The sequence below is a fragment of the Oscillospiraceae bacterium genome (assembly GCA_035353335.1).
Taxonomy (GTDB): Bacteria; Bacillota; Clostridia; order Oscillospirales; family JAKOTC01; genus DAOPZJ01.
Genome location: DAOPZJ010000001.1, coordinates 12,889 through 31,452, shown reverse-complemented (window position 1 = coordinate 31,452; position 18,564 = coordinate 12,889). Strand labels below are relative to the sequence as shown.

The 18,564-nt window shown below is 52.6% G+C and carries 13 protein-coding genes; 4 read left to right on the top strand and 9 right to left on the bottom strand.

What is annotated here, in order from left to right; translation table 11 throughout:
* Positions 1-12: 12 nt before the first annotated feature.
* From PKH29_00110 to PKH29_00100, 3 genes are all read right to left on the bottom strand, one after another.
* Positions 13-2,484, bottom strand: coding sequence for a glycoside hydrolase family 38 C-terminal domain-containing protein (locus tag PKH29_00110; protein ID HNX13242.1), 2,472 nt, complete (start codon positions 2,482-2,484; stop codon positions 13-15).
* Positions 2,485-2,617: 133 nt separating this feature from the next.
* On the bottom strand, positions 2,618-3,304 hold the full coding sequence (locus PKH29_00105) for a hypothetical protein (GenBank protein HNX13241.1): 687 nt from the start codon (positions 3,302-3,304) through the stop codon (positions 2,618-2,620).
* Positions 3,305-3,393: 89 nt separating this feature from the next.
* The gene (locus PKH29_00100) at positions 3,394-4,305 is read right to left on the bottom strand and encodes a sugar phosphate isomerase/epimerase family protein (GenBank protein HNX13240.1); all 912 of its coding nucleotides are present in this window, start codon (positions 4,303-4,305) and stop codon (positions 3,394-3,396) included.
* A 238-nt stretch (positions 4,306-4,543) separates the two neighbouring features.
* On the opposite strand from PKH29_00100, the gene PKH29_00095 reads away from it, so the two are divergent.
* Together PKH29_00095 and PKH29_00090 are read left to right on the top strand one after the other, a co-directional pair.
* On the top strand, positions 4,544-5,308 hold the full coding sequence (locus PKH29_00095) for an MBL fold metallo-hydrolase (GenBank protein HNX13239.1): 765 nt from the start codon (positions 4,544-4,546) through the stop codon (positions 5,306-5,308).
* A 23-nt stretch (positions 5,309-5,331) separates the two neighbouring features.
* Positions 5,332-6,090 carry a hypothetical protein gene (locus PKH29_00090; protein ID HNX13238.1) on the top strand — a complete coding sequence of 253 codons (759 nt, stop codon included), beginning with the start codon at positions 5,332-5,334 and terminating at the stop codon, positions 6,088-6,090.
* 44 nt (positions 6,091-6,134) lie between these two features.
* On the opposite strand, the gene PKH29_00085 is transcribed toward PKH29_00090, so the two are convergent.
* The 6 genes from PKH29_00085 to PKH29_00060 all read right to left on the bottom strand — a co-directional run bounded on the left by PKH29_00085 (position 6,135) and on the right by PKH29_00060 (position 13,427).
* A complete protein-coding gene (locus tag PKH29_00085; protein ID HNX13237.1) occupies positions 6,135-6,797 on the bottom strand; it encodes a UDP-N-acetylglucosamine pyrophosphorylase in 663 nt (220 codons plus the stop codon).
* An 18-nt stretch (positions 6,798-6,815) separates the two neighbouring features.
* Positions 6,816-8,159: a phosphoglucosamine mutase gene (glmM, locus tag PKH29_00080; GenBank protein ID HNX13236.1), complete on the bottom strand. Its 1,344-nt coding sequence runs from the start codon at positions 8,157-8,159 to the stop codon at positions 6,816-6,818.
* 23 nt (positions 8,160-8,182) lie between these two features.
* Complete coding sequence (gene nagB, locus PKH29_00075) at positions 8,183-8,896, bottom strand: glucosamine-6-phosphate deaminase (protein ID HNX13235.1); 714 nt, start codon at positions 8,894-8,896, stop codon at positions 8,183-8,185.
* A gap of 387 nt (positions 8,897-9,283) precedes the next feature.
* Entirely contained in the window at positions 9,284-10,387 is a 1,104-nt protein-coding gene (locus PKH29_00070; GenBank protein HNX13234.1) for a helix-turn-helix domain-containing protein, read from the bottom strand.
* A 181-nt stretch (positions 10,388-10,568) separates the two neighbouring features.
* The gene (locus PKH29_00065; GenBank protein ID HNX13233.1) at positions 10,569-11,792 is read right to left on the bottom strand and encodes a hypothetical protein; all 1,224 of its coding nucleotides are present in this window, start codon (positions 11,790-11,792) and stop codon (positions 10,569-10,571) included.
* Positions 11,793-12,059: 267 nt separating this feature from the next.
* A complete protein-coding gene (locus PKH29_00060; GenBank protein ID HNX13232.1) occupies positions 12,060-13,427 on the bottom strand; it encodes a hypothetical protein in 1,368 nt (455 codons plus the stop codon).
* 381 nt (positions 13,428-13,808) lie between these two features.
* Here PKH29_00060 and PKH29_00055 point away from each other — a divergent pair, with 381 nt between their 5' ends.
* A complete protein-coding gene (locus tag PKH29_00055; GenBank protein ID HNX13231.1) occupies positions 13,809-16,091 on the top strand; it encodes a hypothetical protein in 2,283 nt (760 codons plus the stop codon).
* The coding region (locus PKH29_00050) for a hypothetical protein (GenBank protein ID HNX13230.1) at positions 16,088-18,564 on the top strand (2,477 nt) is incomplete at its 3' end. The genes PKH29_00055 and PKH29_00050, both read left to right, overlap by 4 nt.

Here is an 18,564-nt window from a genome sequence, read left to right as displayed (position 1 = left end):
AGCAACCTGCCTTTATTCTTCTATCAGATTAACTTCTTCAGTTTTACCGTCAGCTTTGACTTTGAACGTTTTAATCTCGCACGAGCCTAACGTCGTTTTGATCTCTGCTCCTAACCACGGTAATTTCACGCAGACCGCGCCGCCTTTCCCGTTGCATTCATACAGCCGTACAATCACGCCGTCTCCGTCCTCGGCTTGTTTGAGCGTCGACAAAATTACGTTTTCGTTGTCGATTTCGACGCTTTCCAGGGTCTGCGGCAGTTTTCCCTTGTGATAGGTCTCCATCACATGAACCGCGGGGCTGTTGAGCTCCCACGCCCGCCGAACGACTTTTGCGTCGGCAAACGAACCCGCATACGGTTTGATGATATATTTGAACGTGTGCTCGCCCTGCTCCTGATAATCGCACAGATCGTCGCGGACCGCCATGCCGAAATGGTCGGCATAGATCGCGCCGCGCACAACGGTCAGACGGATTTCACACTCTTTGACGTCATAGGCGTATTTGCCGTTATTGATGACGGCGAGGCCGCGAATGCCATCCTCAGCCGCCGCCCAGCACTGAGCGGGCTGTTCTTTGCCGTCGGGCCGTTTGGTGATAAATCCGTACGGAATCTCAAAAACCGCTTTCGGGTCAACGGTCTTGGTTTCGAAAGCGAGTTTCAGCATCTTGTGTTTTTCTTTCCAGTGCAGTTTGGCGTCTACTTCGACATCGGTTCCGTCGGCATAAAGCGTGAATATCTGCGCGAGCTCGCTGGAAGGCCCGTAAACTGATTTGACCAACACCCTTGCCCGAACCGGTCCGTTTTCAATCACGCGGATCTCGGATTTTTCAAAGACCCCGATGTCGTTTCGGAACGTGAACACATGATGCGCCCAGGTGTCGAGTTCGGTCTCATCAACCACGACCGGCTTGGCTCCTGCGCCCGAAAGCAGTTCTTTCCCCGAAACCTTGTCATAGACGCTCTTTAAAAATCCCGTCGCACGGTCGAATTCGATGCGGATGAAATTGTTCTCCATATAATACTCGGTCGCTTTGAGCGGAAGCGGCTTCTGCGCGGGCTTGCTCTCTTCAAGGTATACCCAGTAAGTGCGGTAACCCATCGCGGGCAAATCGGCGCGGAAAATCACGTTGTGCATATCGTTTGCGCCGTTCAGCTGCGGGCCGCGCACCTTTTGGAACGCAATCGCGCAGCCCTGCTCATCGGTCACACCGGCAAGCCCGCTTCGATTGATCTGAACCGTCGTATGCACCGGCCACGACAGCGGGTTATAGACCACCACCGGCACGCCCTTGTTGTCCATTTCCCACAGCCGCGAACTCATGTCTTTTGACAGACAGCGGAAGCCGCGGTCGGTGTCAACCGCCCACGAAATTTTTTGCAGCGCCATATTATAGGTCTCGGCGGCAGCCGTAAGCGCCTCGCCGTAGAAATCCCGCGCGTCGGCATAGGCATCCTTGATCGAGCAGCCGCCCATGATGTCGTGGAACTGATTGAAAAGAACCTTTTCCCAGGCCTTTTCAAGACGCTCGCCGTGATAGTTCAATCCGAGTTTCCGATTCGCCAAAACCGCGCATTTCTCGGCGGCCATCAGCGTCTGTTCGGATTTTCTGTTTAAAAACTTGGTCTCGACATGCGTCGAATAACAGCCGCTCGCATGGTGCTGCAGATCGCCCTTTAGCACCGGAAGCGGTTTGTCTTTTGCCTTCTTCATCACTTCGGTAAAATACCGCTCGGGTGAAGAGATGACATATTCGACAGGCCTGTCCTCTTTTTGCGCCTGATGAATCAACTCGATATTGCTTACCGTCGGGCCGCCGCCGTGATTTCCGACGCCGTAAAAAGCCATGGATTCGCAGCGTCCGCCCTCCGCGGCGATCTTTTCGATCCATTTGAGATGATCCTCGGACAACCTGTTGCAATACCCGAGCGGGATATGAAACGTCGGGAGACGGGTTCCGTCCACCCCTTCCCATAAAAACGGTACGCCGTCCGGGAACGGGTATTGCTTTTCAAGGCCGTTATGCGGTCTCATCATCACATAGGCCTCGATGCCGCTTTTTCTGTAAATCTGCGGGAGGTTGCCGTTATGGCCGAACGAATCGACGTTATAGCCGATTTTGGCTTTCACGCCGAGTGACTTCTCAAAATACCGCTGGCTGTATAACGCATGGCGCGCGAAACTCTCTCCCGAGGGGATGTTGCAGTCGGGCTGAATCCACTGCCCGCCCACGACACACCATTTCCCCGCTTTGACGGCGGCTTTGATTTTTTCGAACATCTCGGGCTCGGATTCCTCGATCCACCGGTAATAAGCCGCGCAGGCCGTGGTGAAGATAAAATCGTCGAACTGCCCGATGCGGTCGAGCGCGCTCTGAAAAGTCGCCTTGATCTCGGCGTAGCCTTCCTGCCAGCGCCAAAGCCACACGGGGTCAAGGTGCGCGTTTCCGATGAGATGAACGCGGGGCTTTTCGTTGATCATAAATGAATCCTTTCTCTTCAGGCAAAACATTGCTTTTATTATAATTCAATCCTCGGGAAAATCAACATGTATAAAATGTTGATCAGAAAAAAACAGCGCGGCAATGCCGCGCTGCAGTACTTTATCCCTTTAATTATTCCTTCGATATCGAGATGCTGTTCACGCCCGCCGCGCTTGCTACCGTGACCTCGAAGCCGGCGGCGTTTTTCGCTTTATAACTCAATACGGTGACGCCGAACGCAGTCTCGTCTGTATTTTCCGCGTCGATGGTAAAGCCTTTGGCTTTCACGGCTTGGATATAGGCGCGCATCTTGTTCAAATCGGGGTTTGTGAACATCACGATGAAGGATTTTTCTTCCGTGACCGCTCCGAACAACTCTCCGAAATCGGGTTTCGGAACCAGACGGGTGAATTCGTTGTCCGGCCATTCCCCGCCGAACTGCGTGGTTGCCGTCCCGTCTTCGTCAGAATACGTCCAGGTTCCGTCGGCGTTTTGCTTTGTGACAGAGCCGTCCTCATAAGTAAACGTCGTGCTTCCGTCCGCATTGAAAGTGACATCGGTACCGGAGAGCTTGGCCTGTTCGATAAACGCCTGTTTTTCAGAAGCGGACATCTGCCCGTAAATGGTGTCTGTGGCGCTGTAATCATAATTACTGACTGTTTCGGCGGAACTTTCGGTTTCCGGTTCGGATGGTTCGCCGGATTCGGTGATCTCCGATACAGCTTTCCCCGCATTGGAGACAATTCTGCGCAGCAAACCGCAGCCGGGCAGCATCACCATCAGGACAAGCGCGAGAATGAGAGAAATCCATTTTTTCATGTCGTGTTCCTCCTGTTTAATTAATAGCGGTACTTTGTATGGCGCAGTCATTATAACATAAAAAAGTTGGTATGGGAAGTGGTTTTCGGTCAATCCCGGACTTTTCTCCTGAAATGCTCCGCGGTGTCGCCGAGCAGCTTCAGGATGCTCTCCCGAAGTTCAACCGGATAGAGATTGAGCGCGTTATAGGTCTCGAAGCTCAGATTGCCCTTATAGCCGATGTCGCGCAGCCCCTTGCAGAAGCGGTCCCAGATGATGTTGCCCATATACGGAGCGATATGCTCGTCTTCGGTGCCGTGATTGTCCTGAATGTGCAGCGTCTCGAGGCGGTCTCCGAGCGCCAGAATAAATTCATATTGGTCCGCGCCGATCAGGTTCAGATGGCCGGTGTCCAGGCAGAACCCAAACAACCGCTCCCCGGCAATTCCGTTCAGCTCGTCGATGAAAGCAATCGCCTCTTTGACGTCGGAGCAGATTCCCGCATAGATGTGCTTTTTTTCGCTGTCATACCGGAACATATTCTCCAAACAGCAGATGACATGATGCTTTTTCAAATAGGGTATCAAAGCGGTGTACAGTTTGATGTTGACCTCATGTTCGCGCTCTTTCGTCAGCGGCGAATGAGGATTTCCGACGAAACCGGGGTGGATGATGATGCGCGGGCAGCCGCAGAATTCGCACATCTCGATGCTCTTGACAATCGTCTCGAAAACGTTTTTGCTGGTTTTTCCGTTGCCGTCGACCCAGGAGGGAAACGGCGCGTGCATCTGGCCGAACTCGACGCCGTTTTCACGAGCCGCGTCGCGCACTTCGGTCATAAACGGTATCAGATTTTCGTCTTTGAATTTTTCCGAGGGTTTTCCGCTCATGATCTCGTTCCAGGAATAGAGCATGTCGATGTTGTAATCTACCGCGTCGAACCCCGCCCGCTTGATCGCGGCGAAGCCCTCCCGCAGTCCCATCACATCGGTAATCATAGCGCTCTGAACACATTTTTTCATCTTTTTATTAGACCTTTCTTTTATCAATAACCGCCCGGCAGAGATTTTTATTTTTATCAAATATACCGGTTGGTCATTAAATTTTCCCCATTATTATACACCGAAAGCGTTCGATTGACAACCTTCAGCCAATTAGCTATACTGATTGCATCCAAAGTGCCGGATATAACTAAACATTTTGTATTATTTATATTCGCATATACTATATGGAAATATCATCTGTATGAGGCCACTTCAAATGTCATTCGAACTCACCTTCCTCGGCACCGGCGCCGCCGATTTTTCCCCGGAACTCGAAACCTTCTGCAAAGACCGCTTTGACAGCGACATCCGCCGCTGCTCGTCGGTACTGGTTAACGGTCATATTCTCATCGACTGCGGGCCTCACACCGTCGGCGCGCTGAATATCCTGAAAATCCCGCTTTCGTCCGTCACCGACATTTTTCTGACCCATCTGCACGATGACCATTTCCGCCCCGAAGCCGTCTCCGAATTGATTGTGCACGGCGCAAAGCTGCGTATCCGGTGCAGAGCCGATGCCGATTTGCAGCTGACAGGCGCGCAGATAATCGGAATTGCTCCTCTGACTGAATACGACTGCAGCGGCATCACAGTCAGCGCCATCGAAGCCAATCACGACGCTTTTCCCGTCCACTATATCTTTCAGCACGGCGGAAAAAAGTTTTTCTACGGCTGCGACGGCGCGTGGATGTTGAATAAGGGCTATTATTATCTCAAGAACGCCGCTTTCGACGCGATGATCCTTGATGCCACCGTCGGCGACTACGACGGCGATTACCGCATGGCCGAGCATAATTCCATCCCGATGATCCGTATGATGTTAAAGTCATTCGCTTCTTTCGGCATTACCACAGCGGACACCAAAATCTATCTCTCGCATATGTCCCGCGGTCTGCACCATGACACCCACGCCGAGCGCACCGCCCGTCTTGCCCCCGAAGGTATGATCCCCGTCTATGACGGCATGACCATTCACATCTGATAGTTTAAAGTGAAGGTTCCGCCATGAAAAACTCCGTCAAACTCCTGTCGGTTTTCGCGGCGGCAGTGCTGTTTGTCGCGGGCTGCGGCAAAAATGTCGGAACTCCGATTTCCCGCGAAAATCTCAAAGCATGGGGACTCGGGAGAACAGAGACCCGTTATGTCTGCAGCGACCGGGATTATGATTGGTACATTGATCAATTTGACACCGGTATCTACGGGAGCAAGAACTGCGGGCCCGCCTGCTGCGTCATGGCCGCCGAATGGTACAAAAAAGATTTTCCCGAAACCGTTGAACAGGCAAGGGAATATTACGACCCGGGCGGTTCGGGCTGGCCGTATCCGACTGTTCAAAACTACCTTAAACACATTGAAATCCCCTTCTCTGTCGTGAAATCCGTCGATGTCTCTAAAATGAAAGAGGATATTACAAAAGGGCGAATTCTCCTTGTTCCGCTGGACATGAAATACATATCTGCCGCATTAAAACAGGAAGATCGCATTCATAAATACGGATCTGCCACAACCCACTATATCATCATAAAAGGGTATCGGGTCGTCGACGGAAAGACCTATTTTGAAGTTTATGACCCCGTTTCAATGGGAAGCACCTTTCAGGACGGTACGCCAAGGGGCAAAGACCGTTATTTTTTAGCGGATGAAGTCAATATGGCCATTACGAAATACATCGATTCTTACATAGCCATCTGTGCACCCGAAGAACAATCCGCATTATCAGGACAATGCGACCCGGAGCAAAGCAATACCCCAAGTTCGGATTAAATTCGAACTTGGGGTATTTTTATATCGCCTATATACGATCCGTATTAATATTTTTTCACAACCACGCCGCCGGTTTTAAAAATGCAGTCCGCAGGAATCACTCCGCGCACGCTCGACAGCGGATAGATGTTGGTGTTTCGTCCGATCACGGTGCCCGGATTCAGCACGCTGTTGCAGCCGACCTCGACAAAGTCACCCAAAATCGCACCGAGCTTGTGCCGCCCGGTCGCAAGGCATTCGCCGCAGTCCTTGATCGCCACATCCGTCTTGTTGCTTTTGACGTTTGAAGTGATCGCGCCTGCGCCCATATGCGCCTTGTATCCTAAAACAGAATCGCCGACATAGTTGAAGTGCGGAACCTGCACCCCATCGAATAGAATCACATTTTTCAGTTCGGTCGAGTTGCCGACCACACAGCCGTCGCCGACCAGCGCGCTGCCCCGAATAAACGCGCACTGGCGCACCTCGGTCTTGTGCCCGATGATACACGGCCCTTTGATATAAGCCGACCCGAAAACCTCCGCGTCTTTCGCAATCCAGACGTCCGGTTTCGGGTGGTTATATTCCTCTTCAGACAAAGTCGCCCCGAGTTCAAGAATAAAGCCCTTCAGCTTATCAAGCGCTTCCCAGGGATATTGCGTGCCTGAAAGCAACGGTGCAGCTTTGGTTTTGGTCAAGTCAAGCAATTCGGCCGTTTTATAAATCATATAAAATCCTCCGGTTCATCACGCCAACATTCCCGCGTCCTTGATCGCCGCGATTATGCCGTCAACCAGTTCTTCGCAGGTCTTTTCGTCCGCCGCTTCCGCCATTACACGCAGAACCGGCTCGGTTCCGCTCTTTCGCAATAACACCCGTCCGCTGTCGCCGAGTTTCGCCTCGGCTTTCGCCACGGCTTCTTTGACCGTTGCGGTATTCAGCGCTCCGTCCTTATTCTTAACACGGACATTTTTCAACACCTGCGGATATTCAATCATGGGCTCTGCCAATTTAGAAAGCGGCATTTTGTTTTCGAGCATCGCCTGCATCACTTTGATCGCCGTGATAATGCCGTCGCCGGTATTGGCATATTTACGGAAGATGATATGCCCCGACTGCTCGCCGCCGATCAGGTGATTGTTTTTGACCATATTCTCATAGACGTATTTGTCGCCGACCGCGGTTTTTTCATATCCGATCCCAAGTTGGTCGAGCGCTTTGTATAATCCGAAATTGGACATCACGGTGGTCACGACCTTGGAATCGCCCAGCCGGTCGAACTTTTTCATGCTCGCCGCGCAGATATACATGATCTTGTCGCCGTTGACGACCTCGCCGTTCTCATCGACCGCAACGCACCGGTCGGCATCGCCGTCGAAGGCGAATCCGACGTCGAGCCCGTTTCCGACGACGAATTTCTGAAGCCCCTCGATGTGGGTGGAACCGCATTTTAAGTTGACGTTCAGCCCGTCCGGTGTGTTGTTGATCACATGGGTGTCGGCACCGAGGGCGTCGAACACGCTTTTCGCAATCATCCAGGTGCTGCCGTTGGCGCAGTCGAGCCCCACTTTGATGCCCCGGTACGAATTGACCGCCAGAGAGATCAGATAACCGATATAACGGTTTCTTCCCGCGTAATGGTCGATCGTGCGCCCGATCTTTTCACCGGTCGCAAGCGGCAGACGCGGAATCTCTCCGTCGAGATACCGTTCTATTTCGGCCTCAATCTCGGCGTCCATCTTCTCGCCGTTTCGGTTTAACAGCTTAATTCCGTTATCCTGAAACGGGTTATGGCTCGCGCTGATCATGATGCCGCAGTCAAAATCCTCGGTGCGCGCGACATACGAGACGCTCGGCGTCGTCGTGACGTGCAGGATATATGCGTCCGCACCTGCCGCGGTGATCCCCGCACACAGCGCATTTTCGTACATATAACTGCTTCTGCGCGTATCTTTTCCGATGACGATTGAGCACTTGTGCTCCCGCCCGAAATACCATCCGAGATAATTGCCGATCAAAAATGCCTGGTCGACGGTCAGGCCGACGTTGGCCTCTCCGCGAAATCCGTCGGTTCCGAAATATTTGCCCATTGCCCTCTCCTTTATGTAATCAGTTAAAGCTTTGCGGCAGCGGCACCGTCCAGATATACCTCGACAAACGGGTGCAGCTGCAGCACCGATGCCGGCACCTCGGGCGTCACATCACCCAAAAATGCCTTCGCTACGATGTCGGCTTTATCTTCGCCCAATGCGATAAAAATGATCTTTTTCGCGTTCATTACGGTTTTAATCCCCATCGTGACGGCATGCGTCGGCACTTCGCCGATGGAATCGAAAAACCGCGCGTTTGCCTCCCGAGTCATTGCGGTCAGTTTGACATGATGCGTCCCGCTTCCGAACGGCGTACCCGGTTCGTTGAATCCGATATGCCCGTCGTTGCCGATGCCGAGCAGCTGCAGATCGATTCCGCCCGCGGCTTCAATCGCCTCGTCATACAGCGGCGCGGCGTCGATGTCCATTCCGGACGGTACATGGGTATTGATACGCGCGATATCGATTTTCGAGAACAGATTTTCGTCCATAAACCTGCGATAACTCTGTTCCTCGGTGCCCTTCATCCCGACATATTCGTCGAGGTTGAAAGTCCTTGCTTCTTTAAAGCTGATCTCCCCCGCTTTGCATAACCGCGCCAGTTCGCCGTAAAGCCCCAGCGGCGTCGAGCCGGTGGCAAATCCGAGCACCGCGCCCGGCTTTTCGCGCAGCAGCGACACATACTGTTTTGCCGCCGTTCTCGCGATATTTTCAGGGGTATCAACGAAAATTTTCATGGATAGAAGTCCTCCGTTAAACGGTTTTTCGTAACCTGTATTTTTGCACCTTCTTATTATATTATCTATACCGCGTTTTTGCAACCGCCGCCATGATGGCGGTCTCAAACGCGTCCTATAATCTACGTTCCGTTCGCAACGCAGCTCGCGCTTCCAACCTTGGTCCATCGCCAAAATACCGGTTACAAATTCGTCGTAGAATCTGAAGATCGTAGGCTTGATAGCATGCGTTTCCGTTTATTTGCCTCCCTTGTCAAAGGGAATGGGGAAAGGAGTTCGTTTTGAGAACTCCCTGAAACTTTGCAATGGTGGTGGCATTCATCAGCCATCCTTAATATATACCGCTTAACAATTTTAAGACGGAGATTTCTCTCCGATCCGATTCGCTTAACTTTCCAAAATCTCTATGACTTCTTTATACTCGGCTGTCTTCCTGAACCCATCGTCAAAAGCATATTGCCCAATCATCTTTTTTGCGCGTTCCCGCAGATTTTCACCGTACACCGGAATCCGGCTTTTTTCGGTTTTTAATCCCCTTGTGAGCAATGAACTTTGTTCCAGCCAATCGGGAAGTTCATCGAACCGTTTTGCAATCTCTGCGCCTTTTTTTAGATACACCGCAGCTTCTTCTGAATTTCCACATTGATACGCCCAATTCCCCGCGTATAAACAGGTATTGATCGCATGAATCCAGCTCTCTCCGTAATCACCGTCGGGATAGACAACCTCGTATACCGCTAATACGGTTTTCGCGGCATTGAGTTTTTCCTGCGGCGAGTATTGGGTGGACCAATAAAATTGATTATTAACTGCGCCGCCGAACAGATATATCAGTTCCCTCACCGCGTTTTTACAGGCCTCCTGCTTTTTTTCTCCCGGCGGATACAAAAAGGTCGATACATAGTCGCGGCTATTCTGCATCAGCGGCATCTCATCGAGAATCTTTTCCATATCCGAGAGTTGAATCCCGCTGTTTTCGACAAAGCTAAGCCGTTTGTATAACGTGCAAATCAACCTTTTTGCCCATATCCGGATGCTGTCCTCGGTGCAAAACTCGTTAATATTTTCATAAATCGTTTTCGCTTCATCCAGTATCTCAAATCCGCCTTTATCATTTGTGTTTTTCTCGGTAATCAACGTATTCAAATAACGCACCAACAGCCGAAAATCACCCGGAAACTCAGTGATTGCTTCTTTTATTTTCTCACGCACTTTACGGATGTCCCCGGATTTCCACAACCGGTAATAATTATCGATATAAGCCTGTGCCTGCCGCTCCCGCTCCGCTTTGCCGACCCCGAGCATTTCGTCGACCGTGACGTTGAAGAACGAGGCAATTGTCGGAAGCATTGTGATGTCCGGAAAAGTCTCTCCGCGCTCCCACTTGCTCACCGCCTGAAACGACACCCCGAGAAAATCGGCCAGTTTCTCCTGCGTCAGTCCTTTTTCTTTTCTCAGCCGTTTGAGGTTTTCTCCCAAATATACTGTCATATACTCAACTCCTTTGAATCAAATCAACGGCGCCGTTGTGATTACATCATATCCTGTTTCTGTCAGTGAAACAATAACCGCGTTTTTTGAGATAGATTCTAATTCCGGTTGAAATTATCTATTAAATATAGAAATTATAATTATAAAAAAGCGGCTTGTCAAGCAAGCCGCTTTTATCACGTCAGGTCGTCTCTGTGTTCTTGGCTCTTGCCGATTCCGCCAACCGGATCAGTTCGTCAAAATCGCCCTTTTGCAGATTCGCAATATGTGTTTCAATTTGCTTGATTTCCTCATCCGAAAAATCGATCCCGCTATATTTTTTCAAAGTCTCTTTGACGCCGCTTGCCTTGTAATCGTCATTGACCTGTACCGAGGCCTTGTCCGCCTCGCTGCGGTAGCAAAGCGCCGCCGCATACACCGGCATCAGGAATGACACATCGATGTCGTGTTTCTTGGCCAACCGGTAAAGCCCGGTAATCCGGTCGTCGTTGCCGAGTTTGCGCATCGGATCTGCTCCCACCCGCGCAACCGTGTCACGCAGATTGACGTTGGAAAACCGATATTGCAGCTTGGTCAGGAAGTCGAGCAGCGAATCGTAACTCATTTTCTCCTCGGCGGCGATGGAACGTACCCCGACCAACCCCGCCTGCTCGATCAGATAGCGGATCGCGGGATCGCACATGGCCTCGTGGATAAACTCATATTTGCCCGCCGCGAGATACGCGCAGGCGCAGTGGCACATGTTGTGCACAAAAAGCTTGCGCTGGATATACGGCTCAATCGGGTCACAGAACAGCGTGTTGACGAGTTCCGGCTTTTTGCCGACCACCGCCGCGCCGTCGATCTGCAAGATCTCATACGGCTCGCCGCGCACCAGCAGCGGATCATCTGCTTCGCCCTTGGCCAGTTCCGGCACCATCCGCCCGATGCTCGCTTCGATAAACCCGACGTTCGCATCGAGTTTCTCAATGGTCGCCTCATCAAGATATTTGCACACTTGCTCGCGCATATAGTGGCCGGAATCGTTCAGATTCTCTGCTAAAATGATATTGAGCGGCGCTTTCCCCGCGTCAATGCGAGCCTTGATGCCCTCTGCGATCGGCTGGGCGATGTATTGCAGATTGCGCGCGCCGACGCTGGTCACCATCAAGTCGGCCTCAAGCATCTCTTTTGCGGCGATCCCGGGTTGGGAGCTGTCCTCGGCGCGGAAGTTGTCGATGTAAAATTCCTTGGTCTCGTCGTTGGTCACGAGCCGCACCGGATAGCGCTTTGCCTCATTCAGCATGCGCACCAGGTCTTTTCCCAGCTCTAAAAACACGATCTCATATCCGCTTGCGTGCAGGATCTGACTGATAAAGCACCGCACCAATTTCCCCGCGCCGTAAACAACCGCCCGTTTTACCATAATCCATTGATCTCCGTTCACAAAATTCAAATTTACCTTGCTATCATACCGCAAAACCCCTCAATTTTCAAGAGCAGGAGCGAACTGTGTTCGCCCGATAGCACTCGCTTCCATCCTCGCCGGCTTATGTAGGGGTCGGCGTCTCGACGACCCGGAATTTTTATTTAATCACGCGGAAGCAAAACACTTTCCCTCACTCACAAAGAACGCCGGAACGATAAACGCTCCGGCATTCTAAATTCTGAATACTGAATTCCGAACTCTGAATTATTCCCATTCCTCGCTGTCCACTTCCAGCGCTTTGATGTTCCCTTCCGGGTCGTCGATCAGCGTGCCGACATTCTCGGAAACGACGTTATACATCGCCAGACGACCGATGTCCGCGACCTCGCCCGCAGCCGATAAAAACACCGGCTCTTTTCCGGCCTTGCAGTAAAGCTCGCTGTTGCGGATGACCATCCGCTTGATTTTGCCTTCCGCAGCGATATACGGGAAGGTCTGCGGCGTGTCGCCCTCGTCCTGAATGTGCAGCCCGTCGATGACCAGCGATTCCACCTGCGCCGGAGCGAACCCCATACCTTTCATGTCGGAGATGCCCTCGAGCCAGATCACATAGCGGTCGTCGGTCGGGTCGCGGTAATAGATATTTTTCAGCGTCATGCACTTGTGTTTTCCGGAGATGCGGAATAAAAACCGCTTGGTATAGTTGTAGTCGGCTTCGGTCTGCCGCAGGTCGACGTTCTCGATAAATACGCTGCCGTAATCGCCCTGAAAGCCTTTTTTGCGCAGATCCCACGCATGCAGATAAAAGCCGAAGCTGCGGTAAGTCCCCGAAACGTTGCGGATCGTGACCCGGTCGATCAGATTTTCACGCGACAAAATCCGAATGACCTGCGACGCATCGTCGCACACGACGGTGTCGACGAGAATATCGGACATCGGCCCGACGGTGGCATGCGGATGCATCCAGTTTCGGTCATTGCCGTTGATTTCTTCGTCTCCGTTCAGCGCGATCATGTCGTCGCTGGTCTTTCCCTGCACGTTGCGAATCACCAAAAACCGACCCGGCCCCTGCATGTGGATGCCGTCCTGATTGCCGTGCATATAGTCCGGCAGCTCAAACCGGATATTTTCCATTGTGACCTTTTCCCAGTTGGTGATTAAAAACGCGAAAGTGCGGTGATTACGGATGACCACATCGCGAATCATCAGATTTTCGATGCCGAAAAAGGAGATGCACACCACGAGCGAATCGCCCTCGGGATACGGTTTCTCGGGTGGGACATGGTGCGCCTGGTGCAGGCAGTTTTGGTTGTAAGTGCCGCCGATTAACTTGATGTTGCGGTCAATCCGCTCGCCCCTGGACGGATGTGCGTTGACGATCATCGCCCGGTTGGAGTTGTCGGCCTGATAAAACCCGCAGGCGTCGCTCAGGCATTCGATGGTCGTGTCGGAATAGACCGTCAGGCCCGTAATCAGCGCCGAGCCGTCCATCACGAGCCGCACCGCGCTCTCGTCTTTCGCCGTATCCAGCGCCTTTTGCAGCGCAGCGGTATCGTCGGTCCCCCCTCCGGTATAGACGTCGGAGTCGAGTTTTGCCCCGGTCTCGCTTGCATAAATCGTTTTCATGCGCATGTTTATATCTTCCTTTCGTAGTAGTCAGGATGTTTGATCCGTCTCGGAAAATTTGATTTTTCTGTTCGTCTAAGCCTTATGATGCAATTACCGAAGAATCCAACTCCGGTTTGGAAATCTATTTTCAAATGCACCCCTTTTGCTTATTCTTCCCCGATTATACGGATACTCGGATAAAATGTCAATTGATTTTATCGCTGCTTAAATTTTATAACATCGACAATCTTCCTTATCCGCCCAATACAGAGATTGCTATCTTTTATCTTGTGATTCTGCCTCATATTACCATATTTTCTCATACGCTGTCAATGTTTGCAACCCATTGCCAGCGTCTTCGTCCTGTGTTAAAATAAACTCATAAATCGCAAAGGGGGATATGCAATGGAAAAGCCTGTGTGCGGAGATTCGAAACAGAGGCGAAGCCCGTCATCTCACTCAGATGCCGGGGAAAACGGCCCGCTTTGCAATGATACCGTCCCGCGTCAGCATACCGAAACCCTGACAACCGATTCATACGGTTTATATCAATATAAAATCCATATGAATACGACTTTGGACAGCCGAAACACCGCCGCCGAGCCCTCGGAACTTCCGTCTTTTCAAAATAACCTCGCGCTGACGATTGAAAACCTCTCCGATTCCCCTGTCGAAGTGAATGCCCTGATTGCGAACGGGCGCGACTTTTCGTCACTGTCCGGTTTAGTGAAGACCGTTTGCGGCGGATATGAAACCGACCGCGAAAAAGCCCTCGCGCTCTGGCAGTTTCTTCGGCAGTATCTCACTTTCGGCCCCACCCGGCCGGGTCTGGATTTTCACAGTCCCGGTGTTTCCCTCATCCGATTTTTAACCGGCATGGGCAGCGGTGCCTGCGGAAACTTCAACGGCGCGCTGGCGCTGTTTGCCGCGGCAGCCGGAATTCCCGCCCGCACGGGCTCACTCTCCGACGGCAGCCATGCGGTTGCCGAACTGTTTTTCGGCGGAACCCGCCGTTATTTCGACGCGCTCTACCCGAATGCTCAAGATCAGTTCAAAGGCGCATTTATCCCCGACGACGACGGCGGGATTTCCTCTTATGAGCAGCTTTGCGCCGATTCCTTTCTGGCCCGCCGCGCCGGTTCTGTCGAAATCGGCGAACTCGCCGCGCTGTTCGGCGGCAATGACCGCTGGCGCTCCGATTGGATTTCTGCTTATTCCGACCCCCGCGATATGGCCTTCACGCTCAAACCCGGCCAGCGGATCGTTTTTTATTACGATAAATTTATCGGAGACAAGCCCCTGCATCGAAACCTTGTCTCCGGTGAAAAGCGGCTGTCGGGTGAGCCCTGTGCAACGGTCCTTGGCCTTCGCGAAAATAAGTCTCTTTATTTTTATCGGGACGATTGCCCATGGCCGATCACCGGATTTTCAGTCAAAGGAAAATTGAAATCCGGTCGGCTTTTTGTCACCGTCGCCGCTGCCGGAGAGAGCAAATATGCCGTCACCCAACCCGGCGAATTCTGCTGTGAGTTCAACACCGACTGCAAAGCGTTGTCCGAAACCTGTTATCATCTTGAATTGCATATCGACGCCCGGGACGCGGATTTTATCGTCGATGAGCTCAACCTTGTTTTTCAAAGTTACCGCCCGTCGCTGCCCGAATTGGATTCCGGCGATAACACCCTTGAACTGCGCGCTGACCCGAACCGCACTCTGAAAATCACCCACCTCTGGCGGGAATCCTCCGTCGCTCCGCCGAATCCTCCCGCGCTCATCTCTTTTGACTCCGGCCGACCTTTCCGGTGGACAAGCGCCGACGCCGCCGGGTATGAATTTATGCTCAGCGACCGCGCCGACTTTGCGTGGCCTTATGCTCCCGTTTTCCAACAGCGCACAACAAAACCCGAATCGGATACCGACCCCTCGTTGATTCTGCCTCCCGATAAAACTTATTTTTGGCGGGCACGAGGCAAAAACGCAGACGGTGTTTGGAGCGCATGGAGCGAACCCGGTTCGTTCACTTGGGACGCGCCGCCCATCCCGGCCGGCTTTACATTAATCCGCGAAAATCGTAAACTTACTTTGTGTTGGAACTCCGTCGGCAGCGGCTTGACCTACGCCGTATACGGCAGCGACGAAAACGGTTTCACCCCGTGTGACAAACCCTGTGAGATCTGGACGAACCGTACCGACTCCCCGGCCGTACTCGAAATTTATCCCGCCAATCTGATCTGCAAGACCCAAAATACCGAACTCGAACTCACCCGATTCAAACGGGTGTATGCCTATTACCGCGTCCGCGCGTTTAACGCCGAAGGCATCGGGAGTTTACCGACCTCCTGCATCAATCTTCACTGCCCGTTTTTTTTAGAAAGCTCCCTTGAACCTGCCGCCCGCGTCGGCGCGGAATATGCTGTTTACGTCAAGTCCGTCCGCTCGCTCGGAAAGCTCTTATATAACCGCTTGCCAGACAGGCCGATGTACAGCGGTTTTCACAACGCGCAAAAACTCACTTTCTCAATCAAAGGCGCCGATTGGCTGGAAATCCGCGATTATGACGGTTATCTGCACGGCACACCCTCATCCGCCGACAAGGGTTTGAATCATTTTATTCTGACCGTCGCTGACCAAAACGGCAAACACGATATCTTGAATTTCGACCTCGAGGTTACGGAGGAGCTGCTTTGATTATCGGAAAACTGACAATCCAAGAACCGCTGGGCATTTTTTGGCCCCGGCAGTATGTCTGCCTGCAAACCGTGCTCGACCGCCCTGCCGTCCTTCATCATCTGATGATGACCGACCCGTCCGGCATACCGATCGATGCCGATTTTCTCAGCCTTGACGAAGATTCCCTGACCATAGGACTGATGCTCTCACTGAATCCGAACGAAACGCTTAAATATTTCATCCTCGAACAATCCTCCGCCCGCTCCTGTTTTGCCGAAGTCGCCGAAGCAGACGGCGTGATTTCCGTCCATACCCCCCAATTCACCTGCGATTTTCCGGCAAGCGGCACATATTCCGCCCCTCCGCCCCCGATTCTCCGCTTTTTTAATCAAACCCTCCGCCTTTCCGGTTTGCTTCCCTTGTTAAAGGGCGATGAATCGAAATTCGTAAACGAATTCCGTGGCGCTTCGCAAAGCGCTGACGGAGGGATTCCGGAGACCCATTTCGCAGTACTGCAAACCCGCCTGACTTGCCGCCCTATGACGGTTCAAGCCGATTTACGCTACGCCTTTGCAAACGGCGGCTGCTGGAACATCACCCTCGAATTTTTCAAAGATACCGCCGATCTCAAAATCACCGAATCGTTTTCCTGCAAAGAACCCCTGCCATTCACCCTGCGCTTCAATCAAACTCCGCATAAAATCTATGCCCGCATGCACTCGCCATCCGCCGATAAAGGCCGCGCCGACGAGTGGAAGCGCATTGAATATACCCCAAGCCCCGACGACGCCGTCCGTCTGCAGCCCTTTTACACCTGGGACACGAACACCGCGACCCTGATGCAGCTCTGTTTTACGGATAACTCCTGCCTCTGTGCCGTCCCCGTCTGCGCCTCACAATGGAAAAACGGCAAAGCCGCAGGCCCTGTGGTCAAATCCGATCAAATTGAACTGCCCGTCTCCGGGGGCGCGCGCGTCTGGGTACTGTCGCTCTGCTCCAATTACTCTCAAAGAGAAAGCGTGAAACTCACTTCCGCCTATCAGAATTGGGAGAATATGCTGAAAAACCCGATGGATAAAATTCGTCCTGCCGATACCCTTTGCGCTGTTTACGGCAGCCCGTCCCTCGAAGATGCTCTTGCATGGAATCGCACTTGGAAACCAGCGGAGGATCACCCTCACCTCCTGCTTCAAAAGCAGGATATTCCACGCCTGCGCGGGCAGATTCAAAATTGGCCCTGGCTGCGCAAAGCCCTTTCGGAACACAAAGACGACCCCAACGGTTTCGACCCCGCAGGGGTTTATCTGCTTTCCGGAGAAGACAAGTATGCCGAAATCGCCAAAACCGAGATCGCCGGGTGGCTGCGCACCCGCATCCGTCTGATCGCCGACTTCGGCTATTCCTTGCACGAGCTTGTCTGCATCCGCCTCAGCCGCCCGCTCCGCCTGATCGCGCTCGATTTCGACCTGATCGCCGACTCCCCCGCGGTTTTCGTGCAGGAAAAAGTTGATATTTTACGGCAATTCGCCTTTTTGGCACACTGTATGGCCGACCCCGATTATTGGCCTCCCGTCAGCGCCGGATTTTCCAAGGGCAACCGTAATTTTCACAGCGACCATTTTTCCGCGCTCGGTACGCTCGCCTGCTTGTTAAAAGGCCATCCGGACGCTGAAGCATGGGCTTCTTATGTCGAAGCCGAGCTCGATAAAGAGCTCGATTACGCGGTCTATCCCGACGGCGCCTGGATTGAGGCCCCGAATTATCAGGCCTATTCGATGAATTATCTGATCTTCCTTTTCACTGCGCTCAAAAACAGCGGTCACCGTGATTTTTCCGCCGACCCGCGCTTTCTCTCGGCTATGGACTTTCTTGCCTCGATTCAGACCCCGCCCGATATCCGCTGCGGCATTCATCTGCTGCCCACTGTCGGCGACACCGCGGCGAACTATTGGACGCAGAGTTTTCAAAACGTCTTCGCGTGGGCGGCGAATCTTGCCCGCGATAATCCCGAATTTTCTTCCCGTATGATGCGCGCCTGGAACCGCGCCGGTCAGCCGGTCATCAACGCAGGAGGGGAACTCAATTCCACCTTCAAAACAATTGCTCTGATCGACCGCAGCTTGGCCGCTGCCCCCGATGAACTTCCCGAAAGCCGACATTACCCGGAGTTCGGCGCTTGTATGCGTTCCGAAACCGGTTATCTGCTTCTTAAAGCAGGCAAGGCCTCGATGCACTACGACCATGACGAGGGCTCGATCATTTGGTACGAAAAAGGTGTTCCGATATTGGCCGATATCGGAAGCCAATATTTCCCCCCGGTCGACGCGGCCTTTCTGCACAACCGCATCTCCGTCGGCGGCAAAACCGACGAGTGCCGGGGGTGTCTGCGCTCGTTCACCTCGACGCCTGAAGCCGATTTCGCCTCGGTCGAAGTTCACATTGACCGCGTTCAGGAGTGGCCGCTCTGGCCGAACCGCGACCCCGACTGGAA